This is a genomic window from Corynebacterium sp. HMSC05E07 (genome assembly GCF_001807225.1).
Taxonomy (GTDB): domain Bacteria; phylum Actinomycetota; class Actinomycetes; order Mycobacteriales; family Mycobacteriaceae; genus Corynebacterium; species Corynebacterium singulare.
The window spans coordinates 19,276-38,621 of the sequence record NZ_KV788241.1; the positions used below are offsets into that span (position 1 = coordinate 19,276).

Here is a 19,346-nt window from a genome sequence, read left to right on the forward strand (position 1 = left end):
AGGAGTTCTCCGTATGGGTGTTCAAACCCCGATGATTGAGCTTGGGAAATTTTTGGAGCGAACCAACAACGGAACGATCCAGTCGTTCGAAATCGGACCACCAGTCTGTTTCTTCCATGAACTATTTGGCCGCCTAGCGCAAGATATCGCGTTCTTCTTTTAGCCGAGCGTTTTCCTGCTGGAGCTGGCCATCTTTTCTGCATCAGTCAGCTGCTTGGCACGATCAGCACGTCGAACCGGGGCAATCTTGGTCTTTGTGCCGGTGCCGTACGTGTCGGTCCACGTGCGCAGCGTGGTGCGGTTAACCCCTAAGACCTCGGCTGCGGCCTTGAGCGAAACCCGTGGGTTGTTCTCGTGCATCGCGGCCGCGTTGCGCTTGCACTGGTCCGAATAAAACTACCTAGGCATACAGGTAGATCACCTTTCCCGACCCGACACGGCCGGAACCAGAGGGGGCTACCTCTGGGCCGCAGTCGGCGCTTTACGCCGAGATCTTCCCAGCTTCAGTACGCCTCTCCGGTCTGAACATTAGTTACGCGCTCGGCTCCATCATCGGTGGCGCGTTCGCTCCGATGATCTCCCAAATGATCCTGGAGCAGACCGGCAACGCGATCTACTTTGGCGTGTACATCGCGGTGCTCTGCGTCTTCTCCATGCTCGCCGTGGCGGCTGTACCAAAGGGGATCCAGGGGCGGAGTCTGAGGCAGTAGGCGTGCGGGGGCGTTACAGCCCTGACTCCTTCAGTACGTCTCGGATGATCTCGGCAATGTGCAGTGCTTCTTTTCCAGTGCCCTGCTGCACTTGCGTGCGGCAGGAGAACCCGTCGGCAGCCACGATCCCGTCGTGCTCACGTACCCTCGGGAAAAGCTCCCTTTCGCCGAGCTCGAAAGACATCTCCGCATGGCCGTCTTCATAGCCCCAGTTCCCAGCCAGTCCGCAGCAGCCAGTCTGGATTTGATCTTGGTCGTACCCCAACGCGGCGAGGATAGCCGCAGACTGTTGTGGATCACCGAGAGACCTTTCGTGACAGTGAACCTGGGTCAATACTGATCCTGCCTGTGGCTTGATTTGGCCTTCTGCCACGAGTGCCTCGATCTTGGGGGCAACAACCTCGGAAAACGACTTCATTGCTGCAGCAAGCCGGGCGACTCGCGGGTCGGAGGTCTGAGAGACAGCGTCGTGCTGCAACATCGTTGTACACGAAGGCTCGATAGCCACCACGTCTAACCCTTGGGCAATATAGGGCTCAAACACCTTGGCCGAATGCTCGAGTACTTTTCGTGTCATATCGAGTTGTCCTGTCGAGTGCCAGGTCAGTCCGCAGCAGACAAACTCTTGGGGGATGATGACCCGGAAACCTAGCGCCTCTAGGACCTCCACTGCGGCTTGCGCAGGCTGCGTATTGAGCTTGGAATTGAAGGAATCCGGCCACAACACGATCGGCTCCCCGACGTACTTCGGAGCGCGCTTCTTTGCCCACTTCTGTAGGGACTCTGGGGCGAAGCTAATCAGCGGGCGACCCGCGTCTACCCCACCAGCCTTCGCCATCACCTTCGCGGGGATGCGGGATTGCATGAGTGTGCCCGCGATGCGTGGGAGAAGCGGGAGTCGGTGTGCAATCTCGCTGAGGATGGGCAGCCACCCCATAAGGTAGTGAACGCGCGGCCGTAGTTTTCCGGCGTAGCGATCGTGCAGAAACTCTGACTTGTAGCTCGCCATGTCCACATTGACGGGGCACTCAGATGCGCAAGCTTTACACGACAAGCAGAGGTCAAGAGACTCCTCGACGTCCGAAGGCTCTACTGTTTCCCCCCGAAAAAGTTCAGAGAGTACACGAGCACGCCCGCGGGTGGAATGCACCTCGTCGTGCGTGATCTGGAAAGAGGGGCACATTGCGCCCTCCATCGAGCGACAAGCCGAGACTCCTACGCAGCGATTCACGGCGTTGGTGAAGCTACCCTTATCCTGCAAAAACAATTGCGTGGGTTGGATTTCGTTGCGTCGTTGCTGCGGCTCCATGCGTAGCCCTTCGGTGACCGCATCAGCCCACACCAGAACACCAGGATTCATTACTCGTTCTGGGTCAAAGAGGAGCTTGAATTCTTCAAATACGGAGCGAAGCTCTGCGCTGTACATCGCCGACAGCAGCGACGATCTGGCTCGCCCATCGCCGTGCTCGCCGGAAAGGGAACCACCATACTTGCTCACCAGCGCTGCTGCCTCGTTCATGAAGCGCTCAAAATTCTCGATGCCCTCTTGGCTGTGGAAGTCGAAGCTGATACGTACGTGCACGCAGCCTTCGCCAAAATGCCCGAAGGGGATGCCGCGGTACTCGTACTTCGCCATCAGCGCGTAAAGCTCTCGCAGGTAGTCGGCGAGATTCTCGGGAGGAACAGCGGAATCCTCCCAATTTGGCCACGCTTCACCGCCGTCTGGAAGTCGGGTGACAGTGCCAGCCGATGCCTCTCGGATGCGCCATAGCGCTCGGGCCTCTTGAGGATCGCTGACCACGACGGCACCTGTATGTTCGATGGACTCGGTCAGAGCATTTGCGACGGCGACCGCATCCTCTTGTGTATCGCCAGTGGTCTCGCAGTACAGCCAGCCGCCCGCGTGTGGCTGACCCGGGAGGTTATCGCCGGCGTTTTCCTGCCCATTCTTTGACCGCAGTGCGGCGAGCAAGTCCCCGCCCATGCCTTCAATGGTTGCAACGCCGGGCTGGCGTAGAAGAGGTGCAGCGGCGGCAGCGGCAAACACGTCGCCAAAGGACAGTACAGTGAGTGCCGTGTGCGCCGGTTTCGGGATAAGACGGACCGTCATCTGCGTGATGACACCAAGGGTGCCTTCCGAACCCGCTATAGCTTTAGCTACATCGGTGCCGAGGTAGTGCAATCCGTAACCGGATACCTGACGTGGGAAACGGCCGAGCTCCTTGTCAATGAGGTCCTCGTGTTCGGCGTAGAGGTCCTTTATTGCCTGGTCAAGATCTGGATCGTCGCAGCCCGATTCGGAGAAAGTCACCTGCTTCCCGTCGGGCAGCGCCAGTGTGATGTCTATCAGATTTTCGGCCGCCGTCCCGTATGCAACCGAGTGCGAACCACAGGCGTTGTTAGCAACCATGCCGCCGATGGTGCAGCGGGAGTGCGTTGAGGGATCCGGGCCGTAGGTGAGCCCGTATTCCGCCGCGGCTTCGCGGAGCTGATCGCAAACGACGCCAGGTTCCACAACGGCGGTTTGTGTCGATGGATCGATGGAGAGGATTCGGTTGAAATGCCTGGATGTGTCGATGATCAACCCATCACCGATTGCATTTCCGGCTACTGACGAACCTCCGCCGCGGCCTACGATCGGCCATCCCTGCTGTTGGGCGTATGCGATGGCTGCAAGCACATCTTCCACCGACTCCGGCTCGAGCACCGCGGCCGGAACACGGCGGAAGAGTGAGGCATCTGAGGAGTAAGCCGCGCGGGTTGGCATATCGCGGCGAAGTTTCTGCAGGAGCGAAGGTTGAGACTCGGGTAACATTGTGTTCCTTATGACGAGAAAAGCGGATGCGGTGGTGGACTACGTTCGAGGTGCCATTCAGTCAGGGGCCATGAAGCCGGAGGAATGGTACAGCGTTGCGCAACTGGCTGAAGCACTGGGGGTTTCGCGTTCTCCAGTGCGGGAGGCACTGCTGAAACTGCAGGAAGCAGGGCTTGTCAGATTCGCGAAAAACCGTGGATTCGAAATTATTGAGACGGGTGCGAGCGATGTGGCTGAAATTTTCGCCATCCGCCTGGGACTCGAGCCGCCTGCGGTGTACCGTGCTGCGCGTCTGCGCACTCCTGAACAGCTGGCGGACGTCTACCGGCTGATGGCGGAGATGCAGAGGTGCGCTGACAAAGGGGATGAAACGGAGTTTTTCGTCTATGACAGGGCGCTGCACGTCCAGCTCTACGTGATGAGCGGTTCGCGGTACGGGCAAGGCGTGATGGAACGGCTCAGGGACATCACCGGGATTCTGGGGCACACCACTGCTGGCACGTCGAGGACACTGCACGACATTCTTAACGAGCACCGACCGATCATCGAAGCGATCATCGCAGGAAATCCCTTGGAAGCTGCAGCCACGATGCGCGAACACCTCACGATTACGGGAAAGCTGCTGACACGCCAGGCGCTCCTCGCGGATATCGACGAGGAGCAGGGTGAGCTGGCAGACAGCTTGATTACCGAAAAGGTCGAGGCGGTCTGGTCGAACCACGTGATTGATGTCTAGCAAACTATTCCTTTGACTGTTTGCGTTCCTGCTCAATTTCACGCTCTTTTGCTGCTTGCTCTTTCCGGGCCTGCCTTGCCTCTGGCCGGTAGCCGAGCACGAATGCCGCGAGGGCGCACAGCGTCGCAGCGCCAAACACCCATGGCGCGAGCGTGTCATTGACCCCGGTCACTACGTCGCCGCTTCCCATAAACAAGCCAATTGCTTGTAGGCCGACCAAGACGAAACCTCCAATGAGGAAGGCCGCCAGGAACAGGTAGAAGAGGACACGGAAGATCTTAAAAATGGCAGACACTTTAAACTCCTGGGACGTATACCGGTAGGATGCCCATGCCAACGAGCCACGCGAGCAGGATCATTGGAAGGACGAAGTACATGATCAGCGGAACAAACATCTTGGTCGGGTTGGTGTCTGCCATCGCGGCGGACAAGTAAATCGGCGCGCCAACTGGAGGGGAAGCGCCTTCGGTTGCGGTGCATAGCAACACGGCCACGATTGCGACGGTTGGGTCAATCCCTACACCGGTCAGTGCGGCGACAGCGGGAGCGCCGACCGCAGCAGCAGTGGCAGTAGAGGAAAGCGGCGTTGCCACGATGACAGCAAGAACGCCGACGACGACGAGCATGGCCCACTTTGGCAGGTCGAAAGCGCCTAGTGTGTTGGAGAGTTGGTCACCGACACCAAGTTCTTCCATAATCGACGCAGCAGCGAGTGCTGCGAAGAGAGAGATGCCCACGGTTGCGAAGCTCGGCAGGTCACGCACGATCTGAGCGCGGAACTGTGCATTGTTGCGTCGGATGCGGCCAGCGCCTTCGATAAGCGCGATAGCGGTGATGAGAATGGGCACCCAGACGATGATCGAAATGGCTTTGACGCCATCTTCGCCAACGCCGGTCGATTCTTTGAGCCAGGACGCGACGGGACCAATGGTCAGCATTACCGGGATGAGAATGCCCAAGAAAATGGACGGGGAGCGCCAGCCTTGTCGCCATGCACTGCTGAAAGACACGATGTTCTCTGGGGGAGTCCGCGGAATGTTGTCCTTCCGCGTCCAGTACCACACGACGACCAGCCGGTAGAGGACTGCGTAGGCGCCGGCGCAAGCAAGGGTGACGTACACCTGGCTAGCAGAAGAGGCCGCTGCGGCCGGCATTGCCAGGATGATAAACATTGTGGAGTTTGGCGGAAGTGCAACACCCAGCCCAGAATTGCCGGCAACGAGAGTTGCAGCGCGGTTGGAGGAGAACCTAGTCTGCTTCATCCATGGGATCGTGACCGAGCCGACTGTTGCAGAGTTGCCCGCAGTCGATCCGGCAATGAGCCCCATCATCGCGGAAGACAAGGTCGACACGTAGCCTGCGCCGCCCCGAAGCCTTCCGAAGATCGAGTTCAGGATGGTAATCAAGCGGTCGATCAGGCCAGTGGATTGAACGATCAGGCCCATGAAGACGAAGGCCATGCCGGCGAAAGTGACTTCTGAAGAAATCGCGCTGGTGATGCCGTGCCAAAGGAGCTGGGGTGCGTCTTTTCCTCCGAAGAGGGCGACGCCGAGCAAGCCGAGAAGTAGCGCCTCAGCAATATCGCGCTTGAGCACAACATTGATAAGCACCGTGATCGCGATGAACACGAACAGTGCAAGTATGCCCATGGCTGATTCCTTTCAGGTAGCAAAAAGTGACGTGAAGCACGTTACCGGTAACATGTTACAGTGCAGGAAATTCTGGAAAATTCCCCACATATGAGGGTGAAATCGGTGAATTAACGGGTAGCTTCCGTGGTTTTAGGGAGGGGTGCAGTGGATTCGCTGGCCCGTTGATGGTGCGTTGGGCGAACGGAATACTTGGGGTGGGGCAACGCTCCGTCGGCAAGCAAGCAGCCCCTGACTAGAATTGATTGAACGTTTATGCTTTAGCGTTATGCGAGCACTCGACCGATTTCGGAACTTCCTGATCATGGCCGGCGGGTTCATCGGGCCGTTTTGGGCCAGTGATTGTTGGTGTAAAGGGCTGTCCCTCCAAATGGAGCTAGCTCCATTTACTTTGGAACCATGTGTAGGGCGTTAAGTGCGGCGGGGCGGGAGGCAGGCGCAGGTAATCGCCGCGACGCAGAGTAGCTGCACCAGCAAAGAGTCGCCGGCATAGCCTTCCGTGGGCCAGGGTGCGCGGGCGAGCATCGCGCCCGCGGCCAAGGTGAGCGCGCCCGCCAAGTAGTCGGGGCGCAGCGTGGTCCAGCGGGTAATGACCCACGCCGCGGCAGCGGTGGCCACACCGGGCAGCCCCGCGACGAGTGTCATGGTTACGACAATGAGCACGATACGTAGGAGCCGAGCCGAGGGAGAAACACGGCCGGGGGAGAGCGTACTGGAAACAACGGAAGTGGTGGCGCTGTCGGGGAGGGCGGCTGGGCTGGTCGAGGTTGCGTCATGAACTGCGTAAGACACAGCCGCGACAGCGGTGGCGGAATGGCGGGGGCTGCGGGCCATGACGAGCAGGCACAGTGCGGTAGTGAGCGCGGCGAGCGCGCCGCCGAGGCCGAGACCGACGCGGTAGGCACGGTCAGCAACAAAAGCCATGTGGAAGGTGCCGCTGGCGCCAGCAGGGATGAGGAAAGCTTGCGTGTCGGCATCGATGGAGCACGGCTCAAGATCCAGCGGTTCCGAGCTGGAGGCCGGCGCTGAATCTTGTACTGAACCTGAGGTCGAGCGAAGTTCGCCACGCAGCCCCTCGTTGAAGGCTCGTCCGGTGATAAGGAGGCGGTCGTGGTCGGCGGGCTCGATGGGCTCGCCAGAGGCAAGCGGGGCATAGCCGTGGTTGACGCCGGATGTGGCGGCCGAGTCGGCGGCGGAACCGGATATGTCAGGAGACGAGGCAGGCAGGGGCGCGGGCAAGGAGGACGCGGTATCGGTCAGCGCGGCCCACGCGCCGGTGGTGCGCACGAGGTGCTGTCCCGCGGAGAGGGGGATGGTGGAGCCGGGGGCGTGGGGTTGGTCGTCGATAAGCACAGTGTTCTCACCGGAAATGCGCACCGTCATGGCGCGGGGAGCGGTGAAAGAGCGGATGAGAACACCTTCATTATCCTGCTGGAAGAGGAATTGCTCCGCACTGGGCGAGGTATCAGGCACCGTGACCAGGCGGCGCGGCGTTGGCTGATCAACGATGGACGCCTCCGCAATGCCCGTGCGGCGCTGAGGCTCGATGCGAATGGTGGAGGCCCGGGCCCCGGGCACACGGATATCGCGGGCGCGGAAGGCCTCCGTGGTGACGGTGACGGATGAGGCGCCGTTGTGAATGGTGACCTCGGTGCTGCCTGTGGTCATGAGCCTGAGCGTGGGCGCGGTCCACTCAGTGGCCGCGTGGAGCTCCAGCCAGCCGGAATCACCGGGGGCTGGCCACCAGGCGGTGGAATTCTCGCCGTCGACGGCCGCGGTCATTGAGCGCGCCGGGTTCGCACCGCCGAAAGCAGACGCATCCGCGGCTGACGACGACGCAGTCACGCGGCCATCGTGCTCCACCACCTGCGTGAGCGGGCCAGCGGAGGGGTAGTCGCGCAGGCGGTTGCGCACAGTCGACGGATCGGTCGGCGCCAGCGGCGCGGAGACTGGGCCGTCGAGCGTGCCGTAGTTGCGGTCACGCAGGGAGGGCGAGTCGGTGACGATGGAGGCATCTGCAGAGACGAGCTCGTGGGGGCCGTGAAGAAGCGCGAGGGATTCTCCGCCGCCTGCCACCCGCGGTGGGTGCGCAGGCGCCAGGTTCATAGAGAGATCGGAGTCGAAGACGACGACGTCGACCTCACCAAACGTGTGCACCGCGCCGGGAATTCGGGCCGAGGAACCGGAGATAAGGTCGTGGCGCACCGCCACTGCGCCGATGCCCAAGCGCTGGAGGACGTCCGGGGCAGTCGCGGGATCGCGTGAAATCTGCGCCATCGCGCCGTCGAGACCACGAATGGCTTCAGGCGGGATGAGGGGGATGGCGTCGCGCACGGCCCAGGGCACGCGGAGAAGTGGCTGCGCAGGCTCATCGCGCGTCCAGCCCCAGTCCTGCCGGGCAAAGGAAGCGGGCGGGTAGATGAGCACGCGCGTATTCAAGCTGTTCATGAAGTCGGCCGCCTCATGCCAGTAGGCGGGCACCTCCTCATACGCGCCCTTTGGCAGTAGCCGCCCAGACCAGGCGGGGGCAGTAGCACCCACCATGATCAGGCCCACGAGAAGGCCTGCCGCTTGGCGGCGCGTGGGATGCACACTGTGTGGCAGACCTATCCGTGACACCACCGCAGCAACGCCGAGCAGAAGCGGTATGCGCACCAGTGGGTCGAATTTGTGCACGTTGCGCAACGCGGCTAGCGGCCCATCCAACGCATCGAGGTACCACGCGGCATGCGTGCCCAACACGGCTACGCCGATCAGCAGCATGACACTCCATACGCGCGGCAGGCGCGCCAGGCCTACCAGCCCCAGGGCGGCCACGCCAACCGTGAACAGTACAAAGACGGGCTCGGTGGCCAACGCCGTGCCGGCGACGCGCTCGGTATCCACAAAGGGCGCCCAGCTTGTTGTGCCGCGCAGGATCTCCGCCAGGTTGAGCCAGCGGGTGGTTACCCCAGCGGACTCGATGAACTCGGTAAATGGCGGAGCGTAGCGTCCCAGAATGAGCAGCGGAACAATCCACCACGCGGAGACAGCAGCGCAGCCAGCCAACCAGGCCAGCCCAGCTCGGCCCGCGCGACGCCACACAAGAACCAAACCTGCGGGCAGGCAGGCGGCCAGCGTGGCCGTGGCGTTGACCGCGCCCATGCAGGCCACCGCCACGACCGAGGGCGCGGCATCCCGCCAGGTCAGCCGCCCGGCCCGAAGAAAAGGCAGCACCACCCAGGGCGCTAACATGACCGGCCACGTCTCTGAGGAAATCGCGCCGAGCGTCGTGAGCACGCGGGGAGAGAGCGCATAGAGCAACCCACCCGCAAGAGCCGCGTGGGCAGGTGCCGCGGGAAGCGCCGCGCGAACCAACCGGAAGAAACCCCCAAAGCCCACGGCCAGCACCAGAAACCACCACAGGCGCTGCGCTATCCAATCCGGAAGCGGGTCCGTCAGCAGGAAAAACAAGCCCTGCGGGAAGAGGTATCCATAGGCTTGGTTCTGCAGCTGTCCCAGAGTGAAGGTGTCCGTATAGGCATGCAGGGCACCGGCCAAGAACCCGGAGGGGTTGGCCACGAGGTCATGTTTGGTGTCGGCGGCGGTCAGCCCCCACGGCTGCACCACGACCACGAGGGCTAGACACACAAGCCCCCCGATGCGCGCGCGCACTGTTACTCGCGGGAGCCGTACTCCGGCCCGCCCATCACGGCGTCGGAGGCTTTGACGGAGCTAGTGCTCGGCACGGCGTCTGCCTGCGAGAATTGGGCAATCCCCAGGATGGTCACGACCCCCAGAGCCACGCCAACGACCGCGCTGCCCAGGGCCGGACCCAGGGTGCGCTTGTTGAGGGAATCGCTATCGAATGCCATGTCCGCAGATCCTAGCAGGTCGCTAGCGCGTTATGGCCTTTTCTTAGGCGTCGTCGCCGGATGCGTCGGAGTCATCGGAATCATCGTCATTCTCCGGCGGAACGATGAACACCGGCAGGCCCGCATTGCGCACGATGTATTCCGCGGTCGAGTTATTCCACAGCGAGCGGAAGCCGGTCAGCGCGCGGGTTCCGGTGACGATGACATCGACGTCAAGTTCCTGAGCGGCGTCCACAATCGCGCTTTGAATCGACGACACGGATTCCACCAGGTGGGCATGTCCGCGCAGGCCCAGGGACTCTGCCTTGGTGATGCCCCGGCGGCAAATCGCCAGCGCCTCCTCGTACGCGGGGTCGTCCTCGACGTGCTCAGAAGACACTGCGGACTGGTGCAGTCCGCTGCGGCTCACGGCACGCGCAGCCTGGCGCGCGGAGGTCTCCCATGCGGTGAGAATCTTCACGTCGGTGGGGCGTAGAAGATGCGCGGCGTATTCGAGGGCGCGGTCGGCGCGGTCGGAGCCGTCGTAGGCGATCAGCAGGGTTTCTCCGTTACTCATGTGACCATCCTAACAACCCCGTATCGCTCGCGCGGGCCCTTTGCGGCACACTGGTGGGCATGAGAAAAGCAATGCCCGCCCTTCTAGTCAGCATCGCTTGCGCCGTGAGCGCGTGCGGTTCGGAGCCTGTGCTTTCCGACGTCCCACCCAGCACCGCACCTCACAGCACCGCGCCGAGCAGCGCGGCATCCAGTGCCGCAGCCGCAGGCGAGTCCCCCGAAACCGAAAAAGCCGCGCCTGAGGATATTCGTGCCCAAGCGGCCGCGAAACTCATGCCACCGGCCCTGAACTATGAGGACGCCCGCGCCAAGCTGGAAGCGGGAGTCGGCGGATTGTTCATTCCCAGCTGGGCAGACCCCGAACTGCTCAGTGATGGGCCCCGCGGTCTCAACGCCCTGCGCGCGGAGATGGGCCGCGACTTCGAGGTCTCCATCGACTTCGAAGGAGGCCGCGTTCAGCGCTTTTCCGAGATTCTGGGCGAGTATCCCTCACCGCAGGCCATGGCTCAAGGCCACAGCCCGGAGGAGGTCGAGGCCATGGCCACGGAGATCGGGAACAGCCTGCGCGCACACGGCGTGACGGTGGACTTTGCCCCGGTGCTGGACGTTGACGGGGGAGACCTGGAGGTTGTCGGGGATCGCGCTTTTTCTACCGACCCGGAGGCCGCCGGTGAGTATGGCGCGGCCTTTGCCCGCGGGCTGCAGGCAGCCGGGGTCAAGGCCGTGTTCAAACACTTCCCCGGCCATGGGCGGGCTTCCGGCGATACGCACTTAGGTGAGGCGGTTACCCCGCCGCTGGAAGAGCTCTATGGTCACGAGTTCGTGCCATTTCACACAGCCCTTCCGCAAGCGCCCGAGGCGGCGCTCATGATGGGGCATCTTGTGGTTCCCGGCTTGGGTGAGGAACCGGCGTCCCTTAACCCGCGTGCCTACCAGCTGGCCCGCGAGGAGCTGGGGTTTGAGGGCACGATTTACACCGATGACCTGGGGGGAATGGCCTCCATCTCGGAGAACTTCAGCGTGCCGGAGGCGGTAGCTGCAGCGTTGGCCGCGGGGTCGGATATGCCGCTGTGGTCCACCGATGAGGACATCACCGCTGTCATCGATGCTGCCGCGGAGGTCGTGGCCCACCAGGAATCCGATCGCGCTGCCGACTAGGAAAAACTAGCTGGCAGACGATAGTCTCATACACGTGAAGAAGGCAATCGGACACAGCCAACACCGGCGAGACCGCAACCGCAGGGGACTCAAGGTCTTCCTCGGCGTGCTCGTCGGCCTCGTGCTCATCGCCGGCATCGCCTACGCGTGGGACGTCATGGCCAACCAGCATAAGGTGCCGCGCGCGACGTCGGTCGGCGGCGTGGACATCTCCCGCATGGAGCGCACCGCCGCCGTGGGCAAGCTCGAAAAGGAACTCGGGGATGTCACCACCCGCCCCGTTATTGTGCGTGCGGGCGAGAAAACATCTGAGTTCATCCCGCAGGATTCGGGCTTGAGCCTCAATTACCAGAAGGCTGTGGACGGCATCCCGGATGCCTCGCTCAATCCCTTCGCCCGCCTCTACAGCTTCATCAAACCCACCGAGGAGATCCCGGTGGCGGTCGACATCGATGAGGATCAGCTCTCCGGCGAACTTGATCGCGTCAGCGAGGAGCTCAAGGTTGAGCCGAAGGATGGAAACTTGGAGCTTATCGATGGCTCCCTCAAGGAAACCTCACCCGAATTGGGTCAGGCAGTGGAGAAGGAAGCGTTGCGGGGGGACGTCGAGAAGCACTGGCTCGACCCCCAAGGCGTGGAGGTCACGCCCATGGTGGTGGAACCACGGATCAATGACGCGGCGATCGAGGCCATGCGCACCGGTGATGCCGCCCGTGCGTTGGATAACCCGCTGACGCTCAACGGTGAGAACAACACTTCCGGTACCCTGCGCAAGCCGGAGATTTCCCAGTTTGTCTCCATCGCCGCCGAGGAGGGCGAGCTGCGCCTTAAGGTGGACAAGAACCGTGCCCGCGAACTGTTTGAGGAGCGCATGCAGGGCTCCGAGGTCCCCGGCACCAACGCCAAGATTTCCTTCAGCGGCAGTGACAAGCAGATCACGCCCTCCGTTGACGGTTCCATCATCGACTGGGAGAAGACCCTCGACGGTTTTGAGGATCGCGTGAGCAGCGAGGATGAGCGCGAGTGGGACGCCGATTACAAGCCGGACCCAGCCGAGTTCACCACCGAGATGGCAGAAAAAGCCACCTTCGATGACACCATCTCTGAGTTCTCTACCGGCGGCTTCTCCGGCGCATCCGGCACTAACATCCGCCTCGTGGCCCAGCAGGTCAACGGCGCCGTGGTCAACCCGGGTGAGACTTTCTCCCTCAACGGCTACACCGGCCCCCGCGGTACCGCGCAGGGCTACGTGGAATCCGGCATTATTATTGACGGCCACGCCGGCACCGCCGTTGGCGGCGGCATCTCCCAGTTCGCCACCACCCTCTACAACGCCGCGTACTTCGCCGGCATGGAGGACACCGCCCACACCCCGCACTCCTACTACATCTCGCGCTACCCCGCCGGCCGTGAGGCCACCGTCTACGAAGGTGCTATCGATCTGCAGTTCACCAACACCTCGAAGCACCCGGTGCGCATTGAGACCAGCTTTGGCAAGGACATCACCGTGCGCTTCAAGGGCGTGAAGACCGTCGAGGTGGAGTCCATTAACAATGGCCGCTGGGCCAAGACCGAGCCGCAGCGCATGTCGGTGGGGGAGGACTGTTCGCCCTCGGGCGGCGCGCCGGGCTTCACCACCTCCGATACCCGCGTGATTAAGGACCTCTCCGGCAAGGAGCTCTCCCGGGAGACCACCACCACGGTCTATGACCCGCAGCCCATCGTCACCTGCGGTTAATCCATGACGCGGCCGATGCACACCGCGGTGAAGGACCCCGCGGACGTCGATCAGCTAGCGGAGCATCCCGTGAAATTCGGCCGCGTCGCCGGCCTTTTTGCCGCCCACCGCGGCACTCTGCTGCTCGTCCTGGCCCTCATCCTGGCCACCTCGGGGCTGACCGTGGTGCAGCCCTTCCTCGTGCGTCGCACGGTGGATGACGCCATCCCCAACCACGACACCGCGCTGCTTCTGTGGCTCGTCGGCGGCATGCTGGCCGTCACTGTGGTTTCCCAGGCCATTGGTGTCATCCAGTCCTTTCTGTCCGCGCGCGTGGGGCATACCATCATGCACGAGCTGCGTACCCAGGTCTTTGCTAACCTGCAGCGCCAGTCCTTGCAGTTCTTTACCAATAACCGCGGTGGTGAGATTCAGTCCCGCCTGACCAATGACATTGCGGCCATGCGCGGCATGGTGACCACCACCGCGACGTCTGTGGCCAGCAACCTCACCATGACCGTGGCCACGCTGGTGGCCATGGTGGCGCTGTCACCTACGTTGTCCTTACTCTCCCTCATCGTTCTGCCGCCCGCAGTGTGGCTGACTCGCCGCGCGGCCATCCTGCGCCGCAGCCTCATGGAGAAAAACAGCCGGGCCCAGGCCGAGCTCCAACAGACCATTTCTGAGAACCTCTCCGTCTCCGGCATGCGGCTAGCCACCACCTTGGGCGCACAGGACCGCGTCTTCGCCGGTTTTGAGAAGACCTCGCGCTCCCTTATCCGCCTGGAGCTCGAATCCCAACTGGCCGGGCGCTGGCGCATGGCGTTGACCCAGATCATCTTCGGTGTCATGCCGGCGCTCATTTACCTTGTGGCGGGCCTGCGCCCGGGCATTACCATTGGCACCCTCATTGCCTTTTCCACCCTGCAGACCCAAATTCTCCGCCCCATCACCGGCCTGCTCAACGTGGGCGCGCAGTGGGTAGCCTCCATGGCGCTGTTTAGCCGCATCTTCGAATACCTCGACCTGCAGCCCGAGCTTACTGAGGCCACTGAGCCCGCCCTGCTTGCCGATGCCTCTCTCACCCTCACCCACGTCTCCTACCGCTACCCTGGCACGGACACCGACGCGCTTGCCGACGTCTCCCTTACCATCCCCTCCCACACCACCACTGCCCTGGTGGGGCACACCGGCTCCGGCAAATCCACCATCGCCGCGCTCATGGCGCGCCTGGCCGATCCAACCGATGGTTCTGTACGTCTGGGTGGCGTGGACCTGCGCGATATCCCCGCCGATCAGCGCTCTGCGGTCATCGGTGTGGTGTCCCAGGAGACCTACCTCATCCACGGCACGGTGCGCGAGAATCTCCTCTTTGCCCAACCCGACGCCACCGAGGAGGACATGTGGCAGGCTTTGAACGCCGCCAACGTGGCTGAGGTGGTCCGCTCCCTTCCGGAGGGATTAGACACCCTCGTGGGCTCGCGCGGCTACCGCTTCTCCGGCGGTGAGCAGCAGCGCATCTCTTTAGCCCGCACCCTCCTGCGCCGCCCGCAGGTGCTCATCCTCGATGAGGCCACCTCCGCCCTCGACAACGAAACTGAGCGCGCCATCCAGGAGGCCGTCTTCGGCGCGGAGGCCACTCGCTTGGTCATTGCCCACCGCCTCTCCACCATTTATGACGCCGACCAGATCATCGTCCTCGACCACGGCCGCATCATAGAACGCGGCACCCACGCCGAGCTCCTCGCCCGCAATGGCGCCTACGCCGCTCTTATCCGTGCCGCCGCCGATGACGACACCAGCCGCGGCCCCAGCCGTTAATGCTGTACTCTCAGCGCGATGCATAGACGCAATCTGGGAAATTTCCATAAACCTTAAGTCTTGCTGCCAGTGGGCTACGATTATGCTCGGAAGCTCGCTGTGAACGAGCAATAACCAGGCCAATTTTCACATTTACCAGGCCTATCTCACGATTAATTTATTTTCTATAGATGCAGTCCAGCGACGTAAACTGCAAGCAAAGTTAGAAGAAGCTTAGAATGCGGTTGGCAAACTGTGGATTCGATGCTAATCTACACGAGAAAGATTAAACGCCCCGCCGCAAAAGTTAAGGCTGCTGCAGCAAAACAGTCTTAAAACTTGGTGGGTCGCTCCCCTTAGTGGCAACCCAGCCATCAACCTTAAGGAAACTGTGACTACTCTCCCTCAAGAAAAGTTTCGGTGCCGTGCAGGACCTGCCAGCCGCGCAACACCGTCTAAGTCCTTGCACTAAGCGCGAGGCACCCCAAAATCAAATCCACTCTGTCTCTAGGGAATGTTCCCTATCCTAAGATTTCGAAAGAGAGAACTCATGTCCAAGGCTATCGCTGGCAAGAAGGCTGCTGCTTTCTCCGCCGCTTTTGCAATCGCTCTGTCCGCTGGCGTTGTAGGCGCTGACGCTACTGTTGCTCAGGCAGCGGAAACTCAGACTGGCGACGTTCAGCAGAACAACTCTCCGTACGCTGTCACCATCCACAAGTACAAGGGCACTGAGTCTGAAGACCAGGGCACCGGTAAAGTGCAGGACATGACCGGCAAGACCCCTGCGGAGGGCGTCAAGTATGAACTGCAGCTCGTGAAGAAGATTGAGAAGGCCTCTGACTACACAGAGGCAGTCAAGATTGCGCAAAGCGACAAAGAGCCCGAGGTCCTCAAGACTGTGACCCCGGAGAAGCCCGCTACCGACGCCAACGGTGTGCAGGAATTCAAGAACCTTGAGAAGGGTCTCTACCGCGTTGTCGAGACTTCCGTCGGTGACAACAAGGATCTCGTCATTGCTAAGCCGTTCTACGTCTTCGTTCCGATGACTGACCCTGACAACAAGTCCGAGGTTATCGACAACGTTCACGTCTACCCGAAGAACTCTGAGGTAACCATCGACAAGGAAGTCGATGATATGCACAAGAACGCGGGTCAGGACTACACCTACACCATCAACACCGCAGTTCCTGCCGTTGCTGAGGGAGAAGACCTCACCAAGTACTTCGTTGAAGATACGTTGGATTCTAACTTGGACGCGACCGTTGATGGTTCCTCTGTTGAGGTCTCCTACGGTGAAGGTGACGCTGCTCAAACCTTGACCGCCAACACCGACTACAAAGTAGTCCGTAGTGGTCAGACCATTTCTGTTCAGTTCACCGAGGCCGGCCTTAAGAAGCTGAAGGACTCGAACAAGAAGGTCCACACCAAGATCACCACCAAGACCCTGAAGCCGGTCAAGCACGTACCTAACGATGCAACGCTGATCACCAACCACCCACGCTTCGATAAGGAGACCACGAAGGAATCCAACAAGGTTCACACCTACTGGGGCAACATCAAGGTAACGAAGACGGCTGACTCTGAAAAGGGCGAGCTGCTCGACGGCGCTACGTTCCAGCTGGTTCGCTGCACAAACCAGGACGGTAAGTGGACCTTGGACACGGAAAACTCCAAGCCACTCACTGTGGCCGGTAAGAGCTCCTGGACCACCGGCGAAGAGGAGGGTGACGGCGACAAGGGCACCATCACCATCAAGGGCATCCACGCAACCGACTACGCAGATGACTCTGATGCTCCGGAGAAGCAGGCAAACTACTGCCTGCAGGAGACCGAGGCACCGGCCGGTTACGCTCTTACGGACGAGCTCTACCACTTTGACCTGAAGAAGTCTGACATCGAGCAGAACAAGGACAATGTTGAAGCTATCGAGTGGGAAAAGACCGTCGTGAACTACTCCGACAAGAACTTCCTGCCTAACACCGGTGGCGCTGGCTTCATCGCCATCGTCATGGCTGGTCTGGCAATCATCGGTGGCGGCTTCTTCGCAGCACGCCGCAACTCCGTTAAGGCCTAAGCACTAAGTGCTAGCCAGCTAAACCATTAGGCTCGGAAATTATTTCCGGGCCTTTTGGCTTGCGCCGCCCCCGCGGGGGGGGTGGTACAAAAATCCCCGCCGCTTTTATTGCCCTGATTTTTCCGGGGCGTTGTACAATTCCATATCGAATAACGTGTGCTGGACGCTCTCTTAAGCTCGGCCGCTTCCTATCTTCACTTTCTCTCCCTATATCCAACTAAATACATAGATTTAGAGGACCCTCAATGACCGAACAGATTGCCAAACCCCGCAAGACGGAAAACCAGTCCACGTTTAAGCGCGTATTCCTGCCGATACTCCTGGTCATCGTGGGTCTTCTCGTCATGCTGTACCCGGTGTATGCCACCCAGTGGAATAACGTGCAGCAGCAGAAAGTCGCCGCGCTCTACGAGCAAGACGTTAAAGAAATGACGCCCGAGGAAAAGAGCCAGGCCGTCGAGGAAGCCCGTCGCTACAACGACGAGCACGGGGATGCGCCGATTCTGGATCCGTGGCTTGCACGCGTGAGTGAAGACAATGTTGCGTATCAGGAATACCTGAAGCAATTGAGTGGAAGCTCCGCGATGAGCCAGGTGGTTATCCCGTCTATTGACTCGAAGCTGCCGGTCTACCACGGCACGGATGACAAGACCCTGCAAAAGGGCCTCGGTCACCTCTTTGGCTCGGCACTTCCGGTGGGCGGCGAAGGCCATCACTCCGTGATTACCGGTCACACCGGATTGTCCAATGCAACGCTCTGGGACAACCTGGTGGATGTAGAAGAAGGCGATGCCATCTACATTTCTACCTTCGGTGAGCAGCTGAAGTATGAGGTGCACGATATTGAGGTCGTGCTGCCGGAGGAAACCGATTCGCTGCAGCCGAAGGAAGGCGAGGACCTTCTCACCCTGATTACCTGTACGCCATACGGCATCAATACCCACCGCCTGCTCGTGCATGCGCATCGTGTGCCGATGGATGCGGAAGAGTCCCACGTCTTTGAGGACAAGGCTAGCTTCATGCAATGGTGGATGTGGCTGCTTATCGCCCTTGCCCTGGTTATTATCGCCGCCATGGTGTGGTGGCTGCGGAATCTGAGGAAAGCTAGCGTAGGGGAGACGTCGGAAAGCAACGAGTCTGAGGCCGAAGCTGGAAGCGCCTACCCAGTAAGCAAGGACGAGGACTAAGCTCCCCGTACCCCCAATCCCCATTCGTTTCTTCACGGGAAACGGGTGGGGATTTGTCTGCGTTAGAGCGGAGTACACGAACGAGTTTTTCCTGCCGAACCCGATCGGCGAATGGGTGTAAACGCCGATGGCGTAGTGCGTCTAGGCATGCTGTTTACGGGACGGATATCTGGGGAACCACGTGGCGTGCGCCATGAAGTGCGGTGCATCGAATCCAGTGAAGAGTACACGCTCAATCGTCTCTATGCTGGCACAATTGCCGACGAAGTTGCGGCTTCCCTCGATGATGATCACAGTAGGATGCCCAAGTGCTAAAGACGTCCCATTTTCTCTGTTCTCGCGACGACAAGCAACCACGTGCACAACGTTAGTGGCGTTGCGGCCGTGTTCTTTCTTGTCCCCGGCTGTCCCGCGTTGATAACTCGTTGCGGTGGTCGTCAGCTCACGCTATCGCTGACCTCGCTTTCATTTTCACTTGCTCGTGCTGCGTGATTGTGGTTGCTGCGGTCGAGGGCATCAGGGCCATTGGCGCGCGCTTCAGCCTAGGCGAGGTGGCTATCATTGCGTTGTTAGCAGTTCCCCCCGTCCCCGTGCCTCGCGGCCTTGGTAGCTGGCACGGTCATTGGGCTATTCAGTGAGAGTGGCCTCTCAGGCGCTGCGGCTGTGGTGCGTTTTCATCACCGCTTCTGCAATGGCCGTCATTTTTAGGGATGTGGCTATGTTCCGCGCGAAATAGTGCCCTAATGCCGGCGAGTTAGATCAGGGCGGGGCAGTATTGTCGTGTGCCTCGCTGCTTGACGAATGCCCTGCTTTTTACCTTACTTCTTTCTGTGAAAAGGCTCTGCCCTGGCTTGTGTAGCTGAAAAATGGTGGGTATAGTTTGTAGTAATCCTAAAATTTGCTAGGAACATGTTTAAGAATTGTGACAGTTCATCTGATAAGGACTGTTGCACGAGCTACCCCTCGATAACAAAGAAGTAGTTTATGAAAAAGCTTTATTCCCTTTCTTCCTCGGTGGTTGTGGTTGCGTTGTGTGCTGGTCTTGCTGGCCCTTGGGCTGGTGCGGATGAGCGTGTGATTTCCGGTAATGA

The 19,346-nt window shown here is 60.6% G+C and carries 13 protein-coding genes and 1 pseudogene; 7 read left to right on the top strand and 7 right to left on the bottom strand.

Annotation, left to right across the window (positions count from 1 at the left end; all coding sequences use genetic code 11):
• Window positions 1–50: 50 nt before the first annotated feature.
• Window positions 51–360: pseudogene (locus tag HMPREF3149_RS08040) on the bottom strand (transposase); the annotation flags it as partial.
• A 167-nt stretch (window positions 361–527) separates the two neighbouring features.
• On the opposite strand from HMPREF3149_RS08040, the gene HMPREF3149_RS13910 reads away from it, so the two are divergent.
• Entirely contained in the window at window positions 528–710 is a 183-nt protein-coding gene (locus HMPREF3149_RS13910) for a hypothetical protein (RefSeq protein ID WP_246819970.1), read from the top strand.
• A 13-nt stretch (window positions 711–723) separates the two neighbouring features.
• On the opposite strand, the gene HMPREF3149_RS08045 is transcribed toward HMPREF3149_RS13910, so the two are convergent.
• Window positions 724–3,525 carry an FAD-binding and (Fe-S)-binding domain-containing protein gene (locus tag HMPREF3149_RS08045; RefSeq protein ID WP_070537404.1) on the bottom strand — a complete coding sequence of 934 codons (2,802 nt, stop codon included), beginning with the start codon at window positions 3,523–3,525 and terminating at the stop codon, window positions 724–726.
• 10 nt (window positions 3,526–3,535) lie between these two features.
• Between HMPREF3149_RS08045 and HMPREF3149_RS08050 the strand changes: the two genes are divergently transcribed.
• Complete coding sequence (locus tag HMPREF3149_RS08050; RefSeq protein WP_070537414.1) at window positions 3,536–4,261, top strand: GntR family transcriptional regulator; 726 nt, start codon at window positions 3,536–3,538, stop codon at window positions 4,259–4,261.
• Window positions 4,262–4,265: 4 nt separating this feature from the next.
• On the opposite strand, the gene HMPREF3149_RS08055 is transcribed toward HMPREF3149_RS08050, so the two are convergent.
• The 5 genes from HMPREF3149_RS08055 to HMPREF3149_RS08075 form a co-directional block, all read right to left on the bottom strand.
• Entirely contained in the window at window positions 4,266–4,556 is a 291-nt protein-coding gene (locus HMPREF3149_RS08055) for a hypothetical protein (protein WP_070537405.1), read from the bottom strand.
• A 1-nt stretch (window position 4,557) separates the two neighbouring features.
• Window positions 4,558–5,910, bottom strand: a complete 1,353-nt coding sequence (locus HMPREF3149_RS08060) for a TRAP transporter large permease subunit (RefSeq protein WP_070537406.1) — start codon at window positions 5,908–5,910, stop codon at window positions 4,558–4,560.
• A 411-nt stretch (window positions 5,911–6,321) separates the two neighbouring features.
• On the bottom strand, window positions 6,322–9,564 hold the full coding sequence (locus HMPREF3149_RS08065) for an alpha-(1->3)-arabinofuranosyltransferase domain-containing protein (RefSeq protein WP_070537407.1): 3,243 nt from the start codon (window positions 9,562–9,564) through the stop codon (window positions 6,322–6,324).
• Window positions 9,565–9,566: 2 nt separating this feature from the next.
• A complete protein-coding gene (locus tag HMPREF3149_RS08070) occupies window positions 9,567–9,764 on the bottom strand; it encodes a DUF2613 domain-containing protein (RefSeq protein WP_042532598.1) in 198 nt (65 codons plus the stop codon).
• A gap of 43 nt (window positions 9,765–9,807) precedes the next feature.
• Window positions 9,808–10,320, bottom strand: coding sequence for a universal stress protein (locus HMPREF3149_RS08075; protein WP_070537408.1), 513 nt, complete (start codon window positions 10,318–10,320; stop codon window positions 9,808–9,810).
• Window positions 10,321–10,379: 59 nt separating this feature from the next.
• Between HMPREF3149_RS08075 and HMPREF3149_RS08080 the strand changes: the two genes are divergently transcribed.
• From HMPREF3149_RS08080 to HMPREF3149_RS08100, 5 genes are all read left to right on the top strand, one after another.
• Window positions 10,380–11,477, top strand: a complete 1,098-nt coding sequence (locus HMPREF3149_RS08080) for a glycoside hydrolase family 3 N-terminal domain-containing protein (RefSeq protein WP_070537409.1) — start codon at window positions 10,380–10,382, stop codon at window positions 11,475–11,477.
• A 34-nt stretch (window positions 11,478–11,511) separates the two neighbouring features.
• Window positions 11,512–13,215: a VanW family protein gene (locus HMPREF3149_RS08085; protein ID WP_246819968.1), complete on the top strand. Its 1,704-nt coding sequence runs from the start codon at window positions 11,512–11,514 to the stop codon at window positions 13,213–13,215.
• 3 nt (window positions 13,216–13,218) lie between these two features.
• Window positions 13,219–15,015, top strand: coding sequence for an ABC transporter ATP-binding protein (locus tag HMPREF3149_RS08090; RefSeq protein ID WP_070537410.1), 1,797 nt, complete (start codon window positions 13,219–13,221; stop codon window positions 15,013–15,015).
• Between the two features lie 529 nt (window positions 15,016–15,544).
• Window positions 15,545–17,068 (top strand): SpaH/EbpB family LPXTG-anchored major pilin, encoded by a 1,524-nt coding sequence (locus HMPREF3149_RS08095; RefSeq protein ID WP_070537411.1) that lies wholly within the window; start codon window positions 15,545–15,547, stop codon window positions 17,066–17,068.
• 245 nt (window positions 17,069–17,313) lie between these two features.
• Window positions 17,314–18,255, top strand: a complete 942-nt coding sequence (locus HMPREF3149_RS08100) for a class C sortase (RefSeq protein ID WP_070537412.1) — start codon at window positions 17,314–17,316, stop codon at window positions 18,253–18,255.
• The last annotated feature ends 1,091 nt before the right edge of the window (window positions 18,256–19,346 follow it).